This is a genomic window from Bacillus infantis, from assembly GCF_020171945.1.
GTDB classification, from domain to species: Bacteria; Bacillota; Bacilli; order Bacillales; family Cytobacillaceae; genus Bacillus_AB; species Bacillus_AB infantis_A.
The window spans coordinates 1-16,655 of sequence record NZ_JAIVAP010000023.1 but is presented as its reverse complement, the minus strand read 5'-3'; the positions used below and the strand labels follow the sequence as shown (position 1 = coordinate 16,655).

Below are 16,655 nucleotides of genomic sequence, written 5' to 3'. Positions count from 1 at the left end.
CATCTCCTTTGGATCTGTTTTCAAGATCATTGAAATATGATAACCGCCGATTTTCCTTTTTCCGCTGATGCGTCTGCAGCCTTAAAATTATTTTATACCCTGATATTTCCCTGCAAAAACTTGAATGTGCTGAAAAACACATTATCCAAGAGGAATATAAGTTGAGATGCTTATTTTAATAGGATTCAGCCGCCGCTTTGATTTTCCGTGCGATCAGCTCCCAAGCTTCTTCTGCCCTTTCTTTTGGGCCATTATGGGTAAAAGCATGCCTGCAGTCCCGGAACAGCTCCTCTTGAACATTCACCCCGGCCGCTTTTAACTTCTCAGCATAACATTCAGCTTCCGGCCTGAAAGCATCGTACTCCGCTATGAGAATAAGGGCTGAAGCCAAACGGCCGCTCACCTCAGCACGGACAGGGGAAGCGTGGGGATGCTCTGCTTGTTCTTTGCCAGGTACATAGCACATGTTTAAAAAATGGGCTGCTTGCGGATACCGGGCACGCCACTTATCCGGTTCCGGCTTCTCTGCATGCGGGGTAACAAAATCCAGCATCGGGCAGGACAGCACTTGGAGGATCGGCTGGCTGTCCCCTCTTTCTTCCATGCTGAGACAGAGGGCTGCTGCTATATTTGCCCCTGAACTCTGTCCGCCCACCATGATTTTCTCCGCATCGATATTCAAGTCATCAGCACTTCTCTTTATCCATTGGATCACTTCATAGCCCTGTTCAATCGGTTTCGGAAAAGGGTATTCCGGTGCTTTTGCATAATCGACATTAATAACAGCACATTTTGCCTGATTGGCCAGGTAGCGGCAATAAGGATCATCCATCTCTTTTTCATTCATGATGAACGCTCCCCCATGGAAATTGATATAAACAGGATATCTTTTCTGTTCTGCTTCCAGAGGATAATATAAGGAAATGCTGGCAGGCTGAACAGAGGTTTCTACCAGCACATCTTTTTTCATTTTTACCTGCTGCTGGGGAATCATAGGTTTCCTTTTCGCTTGATTAGGAAGACGCCGCAGCATTTTTGCAACCATAACAGTGAACATAAGAGTAACCTCACTTTTTAACATTTTAGCTGTAATGAAACGCATTTATACATGATTGCTCCAGCAGTGGAATTGATTATAAATCCACCGGTTTTTCCGGATCTCTATTTCATTTTTCTCCATTCCCGTTTTTGCTTCCGGATAATAGTAATGTTTCAAAACATTTTTAACTATGTATTATTTTTCTATAAAACTATTCCACGAAAAGAAGCATAACCCTGCCTTGGAGTTACGCCTGTCATTTGTGTGATGGAAGGAAATCTTTTCATCTAATAAATGATTGCACGAAATAGTTTTGAATCAGTAAAAAAATCCCCCATGCTGCAATCCCCATTATAATTGCCAAAGGCAGCTGGACGGCATGTTTGAAGGCGGCATAAATGACAAGCAGCATGATGATTGTGGCAGGGAGGCCAGTCAGAACGCCCAGAGTGAATCGGGTGACATTCTGTGCAGATTCCCCCTGGACAGAAAGCCAGATGATGCTCAGCAGACTGACCAGCGGCAAGGCGGCGATCATGCCTCCGTATACCGGGAACCTCCTTGCCAATTCTGTGATGATGCCAATAATTGCTCCAGAGCTTAAAATTTTTATAAACGTATACATTTATTTGGATGCCTCACTCAGCAGCTTAAACGCAGTGAAAATCTGCTGCCTTTCTTCTGCAGACAGTTTTTCAAGTGCCGCCTCCAGCTTCTCCCCGTCCAGTTCTGTATTCTTTTTGAGAACCGCTATTCCTGATTCTGTGAGGTGCAAATATACCTTGCGCTGATCCTTTTCATCCCTCTCTTTATAAAGCCATCCGCCCGCTGTCAGCTTTTTCACATGCTCTGAAGCTGTATTATGTGAAATGGACAGCAGTGAAGCAATATCGCGGATCATGACGGATTCTCTTTTACCCACCATTTGCAGGATTCGGACGCTTTGGTGGGAAATGGGCTCTTGCTGTTCAGGGTGAAGATGGAAATATATATCGGTAAAGTATTCATTGATTTGATCAATCATTTTATTCCTCCAACTTTAAATCGTTTCTTGCGATTATATCGTATATAACGATATAATAACACAAAAAAATACCTGACTGCCATGCAATCAGGTTTCCTAAACTATCCTACAGCTGTCCGGGCCGGTTCAAAAAACTCTTCATAAAGCGCTTTGACCGCCCTTTTTTCATCATTTTCTTTTACACCGAACATCATGCTCACCTCTGATGAACCCTGATTGATCATCTCTATATTTACCTTTGCTGCAGCAAGTGCCTTTGAAGCTCTGGCCATCGTGCCTACATTATGCCTCATCCCTTCGCCGACGACCATAATGAGGGCAAGATCATGTTCAATGACCACTTCGTCTGCCTCCAGCTCTTCCTTGATCCTTGCCGCTATTTGTTCCTCAGCAGCTTTATCAAATTGGTGCTGCCTTAGAATAATAGAAAGATCATCGATGCCTGAAGGAGTGTGTTCATAGGACAAGCCAAAATCCTCAAGAATCTGCAGGATTTTGCGGCCAAAGCCGATTTCCCGGTTCATCAGATATTTGCTCACATAGATGCTGCAGAATCCTTTATCACTGGCAATTCCGATGACCGGCCCGTTTGTATTGTCCCTTTCACCGACAATCCTGGTGCCGGGGGCCTCCGGATTATTCGTATTTTTCACATTAACGGTGATGCCTGCCTTGTAAGCCGGTATCAGCGCTTCATCGTGAAATACAGAAAACCCTGCATAAGACAGCTCCCGCATTTCCCTGTATGTCAGCTCCCTGATTTCCTTCGGCGAACTTACCGTGTGGGGATTCACCGAATAGACAGCATCCACATCGGTGAAATTTTCATAAAGCTCCGCTTCAATGCCATTTGCCAATATCGATCCGGTAATATCCGAACCGCTCCTTGAAAAAGTAAGAACATCACCCTGCTTGCTGTAGCCAAAAAAGCCGGGAAAAATAATGATGCCTTTGCGTTCCCGCAATGACTTTAAATTGAAGTAGGCCTCAGGAAGCGCCCTCGCATTGCCGGGTTCATCCGTCACATAAAGCCCGGCTTCCCCAGGATTGACGTACGCCGCTTCCACTCCCCTATAGGTGAAATATTCGGCTATCAATCTCGCATTCAAATCCTCGCCGCATGCCTTTACTTTTTCAAGGAAGTATTCCGGCCGCTCTTTGCCGGAAGCCATTGTTTCGAGGAGCCTGCCCCTGATTTCTTCTGCCTTATTATAAAGGCCCAGCTCCGCTGCTATCCGGCTGTACCGTTCAACAATCTTTTCCAGCTTCGGAGGCATCCCCTCTTTTTCAAGGGCATATATCCCGCAGTCAATCAGCATATCTGTCACTTTCTCGTCCTCCGGGAATCTCTTGCCCGGAGCTGATACAACAATGATCTTACGGTTCTCATCGGCTGCTGCAATCTCAAAGACCTTTTCGACTGCACGGCCGGAAGCAAGAGAAGAACCGCCAAACTTAACAACCTTCATTTTTACATCTCCCATAACTGCAGTTTCCCTGCTAAAATTTAACTCTTATTATCACGCTTTAAAGCAGAAAAAGCAATAGTTTTTCCTTGTGGAAAGCACAAATGTTTTTTAAGGGAGGACAAAAGTGTGGTTAGTCTTAGGGTTTGACATGAATGCAGAGGTATACTGCGCGGATTCCTATGGCGGGATACATCCCACTCCCTTTTTACCGTTGATTATGTACTCCAAAACATTCCCGGGATACATGACTCCCCCTTTTCTACTCCACTCATGTACTCCAAAACACTCCCGAGATACACGACTCGCTCTTTTCCACACCACTCATGTACTCCAGAACACTTCCGGGATACATGACTACCTCTTCTTTACATCACACATGTACTCCAGAACACCCCTGGGATACACGAGCTCCTCTTCTCCACACCACTCATGTACTCCAAAACACTCCCGACATACATGACTTCCTCTTTTCCACACTACTCATGTACTCCAGAACACTCCCGGGATACATGACTTCCTCTCTTCCACATCACTCATGTACTCCAAAACACTCCCGGGATACATGACTTCCTCTTCTCCACACTACTCATGTACTCCAAAACATTCCCGGGATACATGCCTTCCTCTTTTCCACACCACTCATGTACTCCAAAACATTCCCGGGATACATGACTTCCTCTTTTCCGCACCACTCATGTACTCCAAAACACTCCCGACATACATGACTTCCTCTTTTCCACACCTCTCATGTACTCCAAAACGCTCCCGAGATACACGACTCCCTCTTCTCCACACCTCTCATGTACTCCAGACCCGATCCCCCCGCCATACTACCTTGCCCTCCCCTCCCCCTCTCATATACTTATTGCCGCCTCAGCACACCCCTTCCCAACACAAAAAAAGCCCCGGCAAAAAGCCCGAGCCTGTTTCTCACTTATTTCACCAACTCTATTTAATCCAGCCCTTCGCCTTTGCCTGATTGACGGCTTCAATCCGGTTGGCAGCCCCAAGCTTGCCGATGATTTCGGACATATAGTTTCGGACTGTTCCGTGCGATAAATACAGCTGTGAGGCAATCTGGGCCATTGTATGTCCTGCGGCAGCCGATTCGAGTATTTCGGTTTCCCTTGGGGTGAGCGGGCTTTTTTCCTCCCACATGGCAAGGGAAAGCTCCGGTGAAATCATTCTGTTGCCTGCATGCACCCGGCGGACTGCTTCCGCCAGGTCCCTGCTCGGGGTATCTTTCAGCAGATAGCCGCCCACCCCAGCCGCAATCGCCCGCTGGAAATAGCCCGGCCGTGCAAATGTAGTAAGGATGATCACCCTGCAGGAAGAACCTGCTTCTTTCAGCGCCTCTGCCACCTCCAGCCCGGTCATCAACGGCATTTCAATATCAACGATTAATACATCCGGCTGGTGCTTTTCGACGAGCTCCAAGGTTTGCCTGCCATTTTCCCCCTGCGCAGCCACTTCAATATCATCCTCCAGCTCAAGCAGAGAGGCGAGTGCGCCAAGCAGCAGTCGCTGATCCTCGCCCAGTACAATCCTGATCATTTGCCATCTCCCCCTTTAAAATCCTTCCCTGATGACCAGCGGAATGCTCATCACTATATCTGTTCCTTTTCCTGTTGCCGAACTGATCTTGAGGCTCCCTTCTACAAGCTGGAGCCTTTCCTTCATCCCTGCTAGCCCATTTCCGGAATGTTTAGCAATCACCGATAAATCAAACCCAATCCCATTGTCCTGGACAGAAAGGTGAATTTTATCATCTGTTTCGGCAGCTGACAGAACGCATCTGGCTGCCCTGCTGTATTTCACCACATTGGTGATTGATTCGCGCACACACATGGCCAGAATCCTCTCCTGAAGCGGTGTCAGGGTGGCCGGCACAGCCGATTTTTCATAGATGAATTCTATGCCGGCAGCCGCGCAAAGCGTCTGGGCATGCCCGATTTCCTCTTCAAGCCTGACAAGATTCATATCTGATACCAGGTCACGCATCTCCTTCAAAGCCGTCCTGGCCGTCTGCTGGATGTCCATTGCTTCCTTTTCCGTCCTGATTGGGTCCTTGGAGGCCAGCCGGGCTGTGAGCTCGCTTTTCAGTGCGATCAAGGAAAGGGTGTGGCCGAGTGTATCATGAAGTTCCCTCGCAATCCTCTGCCTTTCCTCCTGCTGTGCCAGGCGCTCAATCTGCATATTGGCCACCTGCAGCTGCTCTGACATATCCTTATATTTTGCAGAAGCTTTTACAACGAAAGGAAGGATCGTCCCGCCGAATAATGGCGGACTGATGCCGGAGAGCATCAGGGGCTCAAGATAAAGGCCCGACTGGAACATAACAGCTGCACTGGCTGCACCAAAGAATGCACACAGGATATAGATCATTTTCAGCGGCAGCCTAACCAGATGATTGAGCACCAGAAAGATGAGATACAGATACAGAGGATTATAGAAAAAGCTGAATAACAGCGTCATGCCGACCATTAATGCAACGATGAAAGTTTCATATTTTCTGGTCCAGTACAGATGCCTGTAAAAAAAGAGATAGATCAGCAGCAGGAAAAAGCCCGCTTCCCTCTTAAGCGGGGCTTCCCCAAGCATGAAATATACAGGCAGTGCAAAGTTGGCCAGATAGATATACGGCGGCCAGCCTTCCGAGGCAGGAAACAACTTTTTCCAGTAAAGATTCACTTATACCGCATCCCGTTTCTTTAGAATATAGCTTGATAGTACCATAAATAAAACCGTGCAGGCGCCAAGATAGAAAATATTTTCCAATGAGACGAGATTGCCTGAAAGCACTTCCCATGCACCATTTGCATAATGGTAGGATGGCAGCCATTTGCCGATGCTCTGCAGCCATTCCGGCAGTGCCTCCAATGGCATCCACAGCCCTCCGGCGATTGCCAGCCCCATCAGCAGGACATTTGAGATCGCAATCGCGGCATCCGCGTTCCGCATCGTGCCGACAAGGGCGCCCAGTGCCAGGAACGGGAGGCTTCCGCACAGCAGCCATATCGTACAGGCTGCCCACTGCAGGGGAGTAAGATGGAGATCATATATAATAGCTGCCAGCGGGAAAAGCAGCAGGATGATCAGCAGATGGATCAGCATCTGCGAGGCAACTTTTGCGCTGATCCAGGTGAAGTGGGACAGAGGTGTGAGCTGAAGCTGGCGGATCCACCCTTCCTTCCTTTCAAAAGCAAGGCGGATGCCAAACTGGGATGTAGCCGTCCCTATCAATGAAAAAGCGGTCATGGACATTAGTGAGTATGCCCCCCATGAAGTGCCTGCTATTTCCTTATCGGCTCCATTCAGGCTGGCAAACAGAAAGTAAAATACAAAGGGCATCAAAAGGGAAAACAGCAGGAAAAATGGGCTTCTGATGATCCGGAGGCTCTCTGCCTTCCACTGGGATATGAACATATTCATTTGTTTACGCACCTTCCTTCTTTACTGAGGGTCTGATCCTGTATGTCTGTCAGCTGCCTGAAAGCGGCTTCGAGGCTGCCGGAGGAAACCTGGACATCCCTGATCTCCCAGCCTGATGAGATGATGTACCGCAATAACTCATCCGTTTCCCTGGCATAAAGAGAATAAGCATTCCCGCTTTTCTCCGCCCTCTCGACGCCCGGCAGTCCATTCAGGAGATTCAGGTCCAGCTCCTGGGAAGAGCGGAACGAAACAGTCCTTGATGATACTCTTGCCTTAAGTGCCTGCGGAGTCCCGGAAGCGATGAGCTTCCCTTCTGCCATCACACAGATCTGGTCAGAAACAGCATCCGCCTCCTCCAGGTAGTGGGTGGTCAGGAGAATGGTCTTCCCGTCATTCGCAAGAGCACTGATCACTTCCCAAAAGCGGAATCTCGATTCCACATCCATCCCGACAGTCGGTTCATCCAGAATAATGAGGCTCGGATTGCCTGCAAGTGCCTGTGCGAATGCAAGCCGCCTCCGCTGGCCCCCTGAAAGAGCAGTGGCCTTCCTTTTTTCTTCCTTATGCAGCCCTGAAAGATCCAGCAGCCGTTCATACGACAAGGGATTTTTGTAATAGCTCCGGAAAAGCTGCAGGATCTCGCCTGTACGCAAGCCGTCTGCAGGCTTTGTTTCCTGGAGAAGGGCCCCCGTCATTTCCCTGAGCTCTTTGCTCTTCGGCTCCCGCCCGAATATTTCAACCCTGCCTGAGGAAGGCCTGAGCATATTCAGCATCAGCCCCACCGCGGTAGTCTTTCCGGCTCCGTTCGGACCCAGGAGCGCCGTAACCTCTCCCGCATTGACCTTCAAATTCAATCCATCAAGCGCCCTGAAAGATCCATAAGCCTTCACTACATTTTCAAAAACAACTGCCTGTTGCATACTCATCAGCTCCGTCTCCATTGATTAACCTCATTGTAAAACTTTCCAGCCATGCTCATTAGTACCTGATGTCATCAAAATCATATGACAAATGTCATTTCTCCCGTGCCTGACACCGCCAAAAGACACTTTAACCAATTTTGTCCACAGACAGTGCCTGACACACTGGAACTTAGACACAAATTTCCCTATTAATTTCAAAAATTTTCTATATAATAGATGTTGGAAGAAGAGTGCTGCAGGCTTTTGCGGTGCTATAATTTATTTGACTAGCTGGAGGGATTTTGGAATGGCTTATGAAGATGATGTTTTGTTAGATAAAGGCACGAATAAAGCGCCGAAAAAGAAGGAAGAACGGAAAGAAGGAGAACCGACTGCCGCTTTTAAAGGCGCTTCCTGGGCTGCTTTAATGGTCGGGGCTGGAGCCTATCTGATCGGGCTGTTCAATGCTGACACCATGCAGCTGAATGAAAAAGGATATTATTTTGCTGTCCTGATCTTTGGGCTCTACTCAGCGGTCTCTTTGCAAAAGGCGGTCAGAGACAAGGAAGAGGGAATACCTGTTACCGGAATCTACTACGGTTTAAGCTGGTTCGCACTTATTGTTGCCGTTTTATTAATGGCTATCGGCTTGTACAATGCAGGAAGCATCATCCTGAGTGAAAAAGGATTTTATGCGATGTCATTCGTGCTCAGCGTCTTTGCCGCTGTTACAGTCCAGAAGAATATCCGGGATACACAGCAGGCAAAAGACAGGGATTGAAGCAGCAGCAAGAGCACACAGCTTCGGAACCAGCCTGATTAATCCTGCGGAAAAAACGCAAAAAGACTGGCCAGAACAAGTCCTGGCCAGTCTTTTATTTTATGAAGCACAAACTCCCCTATGCACGAACCATCTGCTCATACTGGAGCTTCCTAAGCTCAAACAAAGTAACCGGATCGCGGTAAGCCTCAGGATTTTCCTTCATTTTGCTGAGAGCCACCCCGTTCGCTTCAATGATATTCAGGGTTTCCTCAACTGTCATATTGAGCACACTGAATGGATTGCGGAAGAAAATTTTAATATCCCTCTCAAGTGCTTTTTCGAACAATTCAAACTGCTGCATAAACTTGCTGACAATGCTGTCGACACTCTCGCTGTAATCCTCATTTTCGAGGAATTGTTTGTATCTATTGTACAGCATGCCTTTGTTCTGCGGGATTGCGCCAAACAGCTTTCCGGCGCTCTTCAGCAGGAATTGCGAAGGAGTGAAGCGCAATAGGATGTTCACCTTCTCCATCCTTACCCCGCTTGTCATCCTGTCGGCATCCCTCCGCCAGTCATCCAGCACCTTGAAGTCGCACTCAAGCCGGATTTTTTCTTCTCCATATAATTCATTGAACCCTTCGCCCATTTCATACAGATAAGCCTGGCTGTGATTGAACTCTTCTGTTGTGAGGGCAATCCACTTCTGGATGCTGCCATAGAATTCAGGCAGAACGGAGCTTTCCAGATACTGCTGGACGCGCTCGTTCATCGCGTCGTTCAGCTCCAGATGGATTTTCCGAAAGTCGCTGTCTTCTGTGACCAGCTCGGAAGTGCCCCGAAGGATTCCCGGGATTTCTTCTTCAAGCTTCGTCTTCATCCGGTCTTTGATGGACTGGTAGGATTTTGTAATCGTCCTTGTCTTTTCTTCTTCAATATCGCTGAGCTGGTTGATGGCGCCATTCAGCTTCGTGACCATCTCTTCGTTCCAGCGGATATCCTCCTGGAGCGAGTTTTCCACCTCCACCCGCTTATCAAGCAGATAGCTTAAGGCGCGCTGGATATAGCTGAGCACACTTTGTGTCCGGACCTCATACCAGTCGCGGCTCAAGCTGTCATTGAAAAATCCGGCCAAATCTGCCAGCTGCTCCCTGCTCCCGTAATGGGAGGAAAAGGCGAACACTTTTCCTTCCGGGAAATACGACTGGATTTGTGAGGTTATCTCGTCGACCAGCCTTTCCGCCTCATGCTGATCATGGATCCTGTCCACCTTATTCAAGAGGAAGTGCACCTGCTTGGAAGGGGCGCCTCCGCGGATTTTTTCCAGGAGCAGAAGGTCCTCCTCTACAAGGCCTTCAGCTGCATTGATAACATATAAAATGCTGTCTGCAAGCGGGAGATAGTGGGCGAGTTCCCCACTTGCGCGGCCGCTTCCTTTGGCTCCCGGGGTGTCAATGAGCGCAATCCTGTTTTCCTGCAGGAATGGGACAGGGACGCGGCAATCAAAGGCAACCCTTTCTCCTTCAAGGGCAGCAGCAGCCTCATTTTCCTGATATTGCGGGAGATCTTTCATCATGATCAGCCCGCTGTCGGTAACCTCACTGAACGCTGCGTCTTCCCCTGCCTTGAACATGCTGATGGAAGCTGTATCCTCTCCCAGAACCGGCTTGCCCAGCACATAATTAATGAAGGCGGACTTTCCGCTTCCAGGCCTGCCGGCAAGAAGGACATGACTGTTATCAAGGTCGAGGAGCTCCTCAACCATCCATTCCAGCCTCTGGCCAAGCGGAATATCATTTTTGATGGCCCACTTCTTAATATCCATAAACAATTTATAGCTGTCTTCCAGCCCTCCGTTATAAAGGCTTGAGCGGCCGATCAGGTTTTCTGCATCTGCAACAGCGCCAGAATCGATACCGGCAAATAGCTTATTCCAGGCAAGCAATGCAGCGGAAGCGTGCACCGCGTTGGCGGAATCTGTGATCCTGACCCAGTTCACGAGCAGCTCAGGAACGAGCGGAGTCAATTCCTTCACATAATAATTGCCTGTGATAAGCTGCAGGTACGTCTCTCTGTACATAGCGGACAGTTCATGCCACGCATAAGAGCGGTCTGCTTCAAGCTCCAGCATCATCCCGTTGAAATCCTTAAGCCATTGGTGGCTGCTGCTTTGATTCTGATAATGCTGCCATAGGGATACAGACAGCTTTTCAAACCTTGATTCATCTTTATAAAAGACCGTTTTCAGCGCTTCAAGGAAATAAACAGGCTCAAGCTTCCTTGCCGCCCCTTGATCAATATAGCCGTTCAGGACCTCAAACCATTTGAGCGAGCTGGTGCGGACACCTTCATTGACGGCAAGTTCAATGGCATTGCCCCAATCCTGGTGCTTTTCGAAAAAGGCTCTCGCAAGCTCTGTTACATCCGGATAATCCGGATTGAGGAGGACAGCTTCTTTGATTGTCTGCACAGCCTTGTCAAGCTTGCCCTGATGGATATATAAGGAAAAAAGCTGGAGCAGGACCTCTGTCTGGAGCACAAGGGATTCTGTCCCGATGCTTTTATAGATTTCCTCGGCTGTTGCATGCAGCTCCAGCTCCATATAGGCATCAGCTGTATTTTTTTTGGCCCACTCCCCTAATTCGTTATGTATGTTTTCCCATTTGAAAATGGCAGATTCATAGTCTTTATGGTGGAAATAGATTTCACCCTGTGCGAACCTGATGACCGAGAGCTCCGGTATTTCTTTTTTCTGCTCGAGGAAATATGCCTCGCCGAGCACCTGTGCAGGCTGCTCGCCGCTCCGGCCTTCCATGAACATCCCGTAATATGATTTATCGATTAATTGTTGTTCTATCGTCATTGTTATCCCCTTATGTAAATAGATTGACCTACTATATGCTAAAGAGATTCCTTTTATTCTGCACTCTCTATCCTTGTATTCTAGCAAAGAATGGAATGCAACAAATTTCATTTTACTTTCATTTTTGATACAGAAATGTTTCCTTCTGTAATAATTCTAACAGCAACCTTCAGATATGGAAAAATTTACGCAGCCTCTTCTTTCTGGACAGCCTGAAACAGCCTGAATCAAGCAAAACCCGCCTTGAAAGAAGGCGGGTTCGCGCTGATGTTGGATGGAAGCCCTTAGCGGGAGCCTCTTCTCAGGTTGTTTTGTTCATCTGTTGTATAGACGGTTTGCTCCCCTGAAAATGATGGGCTGCCTGCCGTGCCTTCCGCTTCATCTTCGCTTTCGATCCGGCCTGCGCCATACCACTCATCCGCACCGGTCTCAGCATTGGCAAACGCAGAATCTGCATTTACAGCCAGAAGAATCTTATCATTATCCATATCTGCTGCATATGACTCTACATCTTCCTCAGCAATTCCGTACTTTGTCAGCCTTTCATGGGATTCGCCAAAGTCGCCGTCCAGCGAGAACGCTTCTTTCAGTTTATCCCAGAACGATTCATCGTCATGATCTTCCGTAGCTGAGCCGGCAGTCTTTTCCACATCTGCATTTGTGTACGCATCAAGAGTGTAAATATCCTGCCGCTTCGAAATGACAGCCAGGTCCTTTGAATCATAGCCCTTGGCAGTAAGGTCCCTGATCGCCTCGATTGTTTCATCTATTGAACTGTAAACACCGATAATATCCCGTTTCATCATTATGCCTCCTATATGAAAATCATATATAGGCTGTTTACCCTTTACAGCTGCAGGCAAAACGCAGGCATAATCAAGACAGCTTGCGGATGAATGCGACCTTCAAATAATTCCCTTCCTTGAACTCACTGATGGTCCGGAAATCCTTTGGCAGAGAGAATTCCTCCAGCAGCTTGTACTTTCCGCCGCTTTCCTTAAAGGCTGCTTCTATAAACCCTTTGAACTTGCCCATATCAAATGTGCTGCAGTTGGTGGAAGCTACGATGATGCCATCCTTTTCCGTAATCGCAATCGCTTCCTTCAGCAGATTCTTATAATCCTTGCTTGCACTGAAGGTATGCTTCTTGGAGCGGGCAAAGCTCGGTGGATCAAGGATCACCATATCAAATAGAAGTTTTTTCCTTACGGCATATTTAAAATAATTGAATACATCCTCTACAATGATATCCTGTGCCTCATAGTCGATCCCGTTGATGCTGAACTGTTCAATCGTTTTGCTTTTGCTCCTGTTCGCAAGATCCACGCTTGTCGTTTTCACTGCCCCGCCTTTGGCCGCAAAAATGGAGAAGGCTCCTGTATAGGAGAACGTATTGAGTACGGTCCTGCCTTTCGCATATACATCCCTGATTGTTTTCCTGACATCGCGCTGATCAAGGAATACGCCGGTCATCGCCCCATCATTCAGGTAGATGGCAAAGTTTTCGCCATTTTCTTTGACGATGAGCGGGAACTCTCCACGCTCTCCTTCAACAAAGTCATCATCCTCCATATATGAGCCCTTCACATCGAAGCGTTTCTTTTCATAGATCCCTTTAAAGTCAGCCAGGTTCCTTAGAGACTGGAGGATTTCCTCTTTAAACCGGTATATGCCTTCGCTGTACCATGTCAGCAGATAATAGCCGGCAAAATAATCGATTGTCAGCCCGCCAATTCCATCGCCCTCGCCATTGAAGACGCGAAATGCGGTCGTTTCGGAGCTGTTAAAGAATGCTTCCCGGTGCTTAAAAGCCTTCTGCAGCTTTTTCTCAAAAAAATCCTGGTCTATCTCTTCCTGTTCATTATGCGTCAGGATCCAGCCGCAGCCTTTGTTCTGCAAGCCATAATAGCCTTTGCCGATGAATTTGTTCCTGCTGTCTGCAAGACGGAAGATTGCCCCCTCCTCCTTCAGATCAGCAAGATTCTCTATTCTATCTTTATAAACAAGGGGAAGCCCTTTTCTATACTCTTCATCAGAACGCGCCTTCAGACGCAGTTTTATTTCCTGTGCCATATAATCACCCTTCTATGAGATCAGCTGCCCTGTTCGCCAGCTGTATCTTTTGCTTGTTCTATTTTATCATTCCAGCACCAGGAGAAGCCAATTGCTGAGAAAATCTAAAGAAACAAGACTTGTTTAAGCTTTCCGCAGCAATCCAGCCCAGCAAAAAAAAGACCAGGGAAGCTTCCCCGGCCTTATATGGCTGCTGCCTGTTTCTTTATGCTGTTTTTCCGCCTCCGCCCTTCAGCCATGATCATGGCGATGGCAATCAGCAGGAAGATACTCGAGATCTGGAACAGCCTGCCTGTTTCCACGTACTGTGCTATGACGCCAAATACCAGTCCGCTCAAGCCGATGCCAAGGTCGATGGCTGAAAAGAACATGCCATTGGCAACACCCCTGCGGTTTGGCGGCGTAAGGGATAATGTCCACGACTGAAGCGTCGGAATCAGCGATCCGAAGCCGATCCCGAACAGAACTCCGGCGGCTGCAATCAAAACATTAGAATGGGCAAAGGACAGCACCCACATCCCGGCGAACGTAATGAGCGTACAGAATAGGACGAGCCCTCTCGGCCCATTTCTGTCAAACCACTTTCCAGCCGCCGGGCGCGATGCCGATGCCAGGACGGCATTGAACAGGTAGAAAAGGAAGATCTGCTCTATCCCCCGCTCTTCACCAAAAATGACAATGAAAGTGACAATGGATCCATACCCGAAGGTGACGATGACCGTGATAAGTGCCGGGTACCAGCTCGTTTTTTCAATCAGCGACCCTAAATAGGAAAAAGCTAAATCCTCTTTTTTCGCTTCCTTAACCGACTGGGGCGTCCTGTAGCTGACAAGCGCCAGGAGTATGATGCTGATGATGCCAAGACCAGCCGATATATAAACCAGGTTCTCGAAGGTCGTAACCTGGAATAAATAAATGCCAAGGCTGGGCGCAATGATCATCCCGAGAGTTACAGACAATCCATAATAGCCCATCCCCTCGCCAAGGCGGGAGTTAGGAACAACGTCGACCGCTGCTGTCCCGTTGACAGTCGTCGACCAGCCCCAGGCAAGCCCGTGCACCAGCCTGAAGAGAAGAAACATAACAACCACGCTGGAAAGCGGGTAGACTAGCGTGATCAGCAGCAGGGCGGCTGCACCGGCCAGGACGAGGGGCTTTCTTGTCCTGTACTCCAGCATATAGCCGATAAAAGGCCTGCACAGGATTGCACCTGCAGAGAAAAGAGTTGTGACCAGGCCGATTTCCAAGCCGGAGGCTCCTATCGATTTTATGTATGGCGGCATTGTCGGAATCAGCATTTGGAAAGACATAAAGACAAATAAATTCCCTGCCATCAGCATGACGAAGGATTTTGTCCAAAGTTTTTCTTTTTGTTCACTCAACGGCCAAGCCTCCTTTTCAAAAATAATCTATTTCTAAAAACTTTTGTTGGATTTCCCTTTTTCGGGCATAAGGCTCAAAACAAATACTCTATTCAGAATATATTTCGATTCACTAAATGTTAACACAGTTATTTAATTTATGGCAATGCTGTATTTTACCCTTTTTCCATAAAAAAAAGGAGGCCGGGGCCCCCATTCTTAATGATATTTTTTTATAAACGCCAAGGTCTCATCAATGATCAGCTGCTGATCATTATCCAGCGTGGCAACATGATAGCTGTTTTCCATCGTAATCAGTTTTTTATCTTTGCTTGAGATGCGGTCAAGGATGAGCCGGGAATTATCAGGCGGGACAACGTGGTCTTCGCTGGAGACAAAAATCAATGCCGGGCACTGTATGTCAGCCAGCCCTCCTTTTACCAGCTCCATTAACTGGACGATTTCGCCGATGGATTTGACCGGGGTCTTTTCATAGGCAAGCTCTTTTACATCAGCCTTCTTTATATCTGAGCCGATGGCATCGAGGAAGCGGACGTCCTGCAGGTCTGCTGCACCTTCCATATCCGAAATCTCTACGGCTGCATTGATCGGGATGATGGCCTTGATTTCGGGATGCTTCTCAGCCATATAAAGCGTCAGTGTTCCTCCCATGGACAGTCCCGTGACAAAAATATCATCGCACCGTTCCTTCAGCCATTGAAAGCCTTCTTCAATGCTTGTAATCCAGTCGCTGTACTGTGTTTGCTCCATTTCCTCATAATGGGTGCCATGGCCTTTGAGTCTCGGGCCGCAGACAGTATAGCCCGCTTTCGCATATGCCTCCCCGAGCGGCCGCATGCTTTGTGTCGAGCCTGTAAAACCATGCGAAACCAGGATGCCTGTCCTGCCGCCTTCAAAATAAAAGGGTTCTGCTCCGTTTAATACTGGATAGTTATCCGCCATTTCTTTCCCTCCTCTTTCTCACTTTACAAAGGTTCGACTTCCTATGCTTTAAACCCTGCCGCTCCCGTAAAAAAGCCCGTTTTTGTCTATACACACAGATTTCATTTCCCGTATAGTACTGCCTGCATAGAATACAATAAGGAGAGCATTTGAGTTGGAGGCGGAGAACAGAAATGGATGACTTTAATTTTTCAAAGCTATTTGCGGATGCAGAAAGCTTTTTTCATAAAAAGGGGCAGCGGGAGATCCAATTCCCAAAAGGCAGCCCCATCAACAAGGTGCACCGGTCTTCCCAAATCGTTGGAAACAGCCACAATATGCAGCAGTTCTTGTCCAAATATCTGGGCATAAAAAAATAACCTGCATACGCAAGTTACAAGAGACCTTATGGCTTGTCCATCTAAAAAAACAATCAGCGGACCTTTTCCGGGATCCTAATATGCCGCGTGCCGCCCGTGAATCGGGCGTTTTTTATTTCAGCCCTGTCAAATGCCTGCAGCCGGTCCCCTTTTAACCAGCCTTGCCGATTCATCAGGCTTTGGCAGCGAAAAGTCCTTTCACGATGGAGCTTTTCCTTGATATCGATGCTCCGCGCGGATATTGAATATCCTGCTGGTCTGCTTTTTTATTATAATTGGCAGCATCTTTGAATAACCGATCAAAATCAAAAATGTCTTCCTCGCCACTTGGCTTCTGGACTTTTAACACATGCTTTTTGGCTGACATTTTTAACCACCTCTTTACTATAAGTTTACCTCATTAG

General features: G+C 47.8%; 16 protein-coding genes. 2 read left to right on the top strand and 14 right to left on the bottom strand.

The window, feature by feature from the left end; genetic code table 11:
• Nucleotides 1-175: 175 nt before the first annotated feature.
• The 8 genes from LCM00_RS21420 to LCM00_RS21385 all read right to left on the bottom strand — a co-directional run bounded on the left by LCM00_RS21420 (nucleotide 176) and on the right by LCM00_RS21385 (nucleotide 7,893).
• Entirely contained in the window at nucleotides 176-970 is a 795-nt protein-coding gene (locus LCM00_RS21420) for an alpha/beta hydrolase (protein WP_224905868.1), read from the bottom strand.
• A 352-nt stretch (nucleotides 971-1,322) separates the two neighbouring features.
• Complete coding sequence (locus LCM00_RS21415) at nucleotides 1,323-1,664, bottom strand: DUF3147 family protein (RefSeq protein ID WP_224905866.1); 342 nt, start codon at nucleotides 1,662-1,664, stop codon at nucleotides 1,323-1,325.
• Nucleotides 1,665-2,063, bottom strand: a complete 399-nt coding sequence (locus LCM00_RS21410) for a MarR family winged helix-turn-helix transcriptional regulator (protein WP_224905864.1) — start codon at nucleotides 2,061-2,063, stop codon at nucleotides 1,665-1,667.
• A 101-nt stretch (nucleotides 2,064-2,164) separates the two neighbouring features.
• Nucleotides 2,165-3,532 carry an aspartate kinase gene (locus tag LCM00_RS21405; RefSeq protein ID WP_224905958.1) on the bottom strand — a complete coding sequence of 456 codons (1,368 nt, stop codon included), beginning with the start codon at nucleotides 3,530-3,532 and terminating at the stop codon, nucleotides 2,165-2,167.
• A gap of 948 nt (nucleotides 3,533-4,480) precedes the next feature.
• Nucleotides 4,481-5,086: a response regulator transcription factor gene (locus tag LCM00_RS21400; protein ID WP_224905863.1), complete on the bottom strand. Its 606-nt coding sequence runs from the start codon at nucleotides 5,084-5,086 to the stop codon at nucleotides 4,481-4,483.
• Nucleotides 5,087-5,101: 15 nt separating this feature from the next.
• On the bottom strand, nucleotides 5,102-6,223 hold the full coding sequence (locus tag LCM00_RS24805; RefSeq protein WP_224905862.1) for a sensor histidine kinase: 1,122 nt from the start codon (nucleotides 6,221-6,223) through the stop codon (nucleotides 5,102-5,104).
• A complete protein-coding gene (locus tag LCM00_RS21390) occupies nucleotides 6,224-6,964 on the bottom strand; it encodes an ABC transporter permease (RefSeq protein ID WP_224905861.1) in 741 nt (246 codons plus the stop codon).
• Nucleotides 6,961-7,893 (bottom strand): ABC transporter ATP-binding protein, encoded by a 933-nt coding sequence (locus tag LCM00_RS21385; RefSeq protein ID WP_404802184.1) that lies wholly within the window; start codon nucleotides 7,891-7,893, stop codon nucleotides 6,961-6,963. The genes LCM00_RS21390 and LCM00_RS21385 overlap by 4 nt, the downstream gene beginning before the upstream one ends.
• A gap of 283 nt (nucleotides 7,894-8,176) precedes the next feature.
• On the opposite strand from LCM00_RS21385, the gene yiaA reads away from it, so the two are divergent.
• The gene (gene yiaA / locus LCM00_RS21380) at nucleotides 8,177-8,650 is read left to right on the top strand and encodes an inner membrane protein YiaA (RefSeq protein WP_009792332.1); all 474 of its coding nucleotides are present in this window, start codon (nucleotides 8,177-8,179) and stop codon (nucleotides 8,648-8,650) included.
• A 118-nt stretch (nucleotides 8,651-8,768) separates the two neighbouring features.
• Here yiaA and LCM00_RS21375 read toward each other — a convergent pair whose 3' ends face one another.
• From LCM00_RS21375 to LCM00_RS21355, 5 genes are all read right to left on the bottom strand, one after another.
• Nucleotides 8,769-11,495, bottom strand: coding sequence for a GTPase (locus LCM00_RS21375; protein ID WP_224905860.1), 2,727 nt, complete (start codon nucleotides 11,493-11,495; stop codon nucleotides 8,769-8,771).
• Between the two features lie 284 nt (nucleotides 11,496-11,779).
• Nucleotides 11,780-12,298 (bottom strand): general stress protein, encoded by a 519-nt coding sequence (locus tag LCM00_RS21370; RefSeq protein WP_224905854.1) that lies wholly within the window; start codon nucleotides 12,296-12,298, stop codon nucleotides 11,780-11,782.
• A gap of 73 nt (nucleotides 12,299-12,371) precedes the next feature.
• On the bottom strand, nucleotides 12,372-13,568 hold the full coding sequence (locus LCM00_RS21365; protein WP_224905852.1) for a class I SAM-dependent rRNA methyltransferase: 1,197 nt from the start codon (nucleotides 13,566-13,568) through the stop codon (nucleotides 12,372-12,374).
• A gap of 182 nt (nucleotides 13,569-13,750) precedes the next feature.
• Entirely contained in the window at nucleotides 13,751-14,908 is a 1,158-nt protein-coding gene (locus LCM00_RS21360; RefSeq protein ID WP_224905954.1) for an MFS transporter, read from the bottom strand.
• A 240-nt stretch (nucleotides 14,909-15,148) separates the two neighbouring features.
• Nucleotides 15,149-15,892: an alpha/beta hydrolase gene (locus tag LCM00_RS21355; protein WP_224905849.1), complete on the bottom strand. Its 744-nt coding sequence runs from the start codon at nucleotides 15,890-15,892 to the stop codon at nucleotides 15,149-15,151.
• Between the two features lie 173 nt (nucleotides 15,893-16,065).
• On the opposite strand from LCM00_RS21355, the gene LCM00_RS21350 reads away from it, so the two are divergent.
• Nucleotides 16,066-16,251, top strand: coding sequence for a hypothetical protein (locus LCM00_RS21350; protein ID WP_224905847.1), 186 nt, complete (start codon nucleotides 16,066-16,068; stop codon nucleotides 16,249-16,251).
• Nucleotides 16,252-16,423: 172 nt separating this feature from the next.
• Here LCM00_RS21350 and LCM00_RS21345 read toward each other — a convergent pair whose 3' ends face one another.
• On the bottom strand, nucleotides 16,424-16,618 hold the full coding sequence (locus LCM00_RS21345; RefSeq protein ID WP_009792341.1) for a hypothetical protein: 195 nt from the start codon (nucleotides 16,616-16,618) through the stop codon (nucleotides 16,424-16,426).
• Between the last annotated feature and the right edge of the window lie 37 nt (nucleotides 16,619-16,655).

Bases quoted from the DNA above. Each gene is read 5' to 3' on its own strand.
- LCM00_RS21415 (WP_224905866.1), bottom strand. From the start codon at position 1,664: ATGTATACGTTTATAAAAATTTTAAGCTCTGGAGCAATTATTGGCATC.
- LCM00_RS21385 (WP_404802184.1), bottom strand. From the start codon at position 7,893: ATGAGTATGCAACAGGCAGTTGTTTTTGAAAATGTAGTGAAGGCTTAT.
- LCM00_RS21400 (WP_224905863.1), bottom strand. From the start codon at position 5,086: ATGATCAGGATTGTACTGGGCGAGGATCAGCGACTGCTGCTTGGCGCA.
- yiaA (WP_009792332.1), top strand. From the start codon at position 8,177: ATGGCTTATGAAGATGATGTTTTGTTAGATAAAGGCACGAATAAAGCG.
- LCM00_RS21405 (WP_224905958.1), bottom strand. From the start codon at position 3,532: ATGAAGGTTGTTAAGTTTGGCGGTTCTTCTCTTGCTTCCGGCCGTGCA.
- LCM00_RS21410 (WP_224905864.1), bottom strand. From the start codon at position 2,063: ATGATTGATCAAATCAATGAATACTTTACCGATATATATTTCCATCTT.
- LCM00_RS21345 (WP_009792341.1), bottom strand. From the start codon at position 16,618: ATGTCAGCCAAAAAGCATGTGTTAAAAGTCCAGAAGCCAAGTGGCGAG.
- LCM00_RS21420 (WP_224905868.1), bottom strand. From the start codon at position 970: ATGAAAAAAGATGTGCTGGTAGAAACCTCTGTTCAGCCTGCCAGCATT.
- LCM00_RS21390 (WP_224905861.1), bottom strand. From the start codon at position 6,964: ATGAATATGTTCATATCCCAGTGGAAGGCAGAGAGCCTCCGGATCATC.
- LCM00_RS21375 (WP_224905860.1), bottom strand. From the start codon at position 11,495: ATGACGATAGAACAACAATTAATCGATAAATCATATTACGGGATGTTC.
- LCM00_RS21360 (WP_224905954.1), bottom strand. From the start codon at position 14,908: ATGCTGATGGCAGGGAATTTATTTGTCTTTATGTCTTTCCAAATGCTG.
- LCM00_RS21370 (WP_224905854.1), bottom strand. From the start codon at position 12,298: ATGAAACGGGATATTATCGGTGTTTACAGTTCAATAGATGAAACAATC.
- LCM00_RS21365 (WP_224905852.1), bottom strand. From the start codon at position 13,568: ATGGCACAGGAAATAAAACTGCGTCTGAAGGCGCGTTCTGATGAAGAG.
- LCM00_RS21355 (WP_224905849.1), bottom strand. From the start codon at position 15,892: ATGGCGGATAACTATCCAGTATTAAACGGAGCAGAACCCTTTTATTTT.
- LCM00_RS21350 (WP_224905847.1), top strand. From the start codon at position 16,066: ATGGATGACTTTAATTTTTCAAAGCTATTTGCGGATGCAGAAAGCTTT.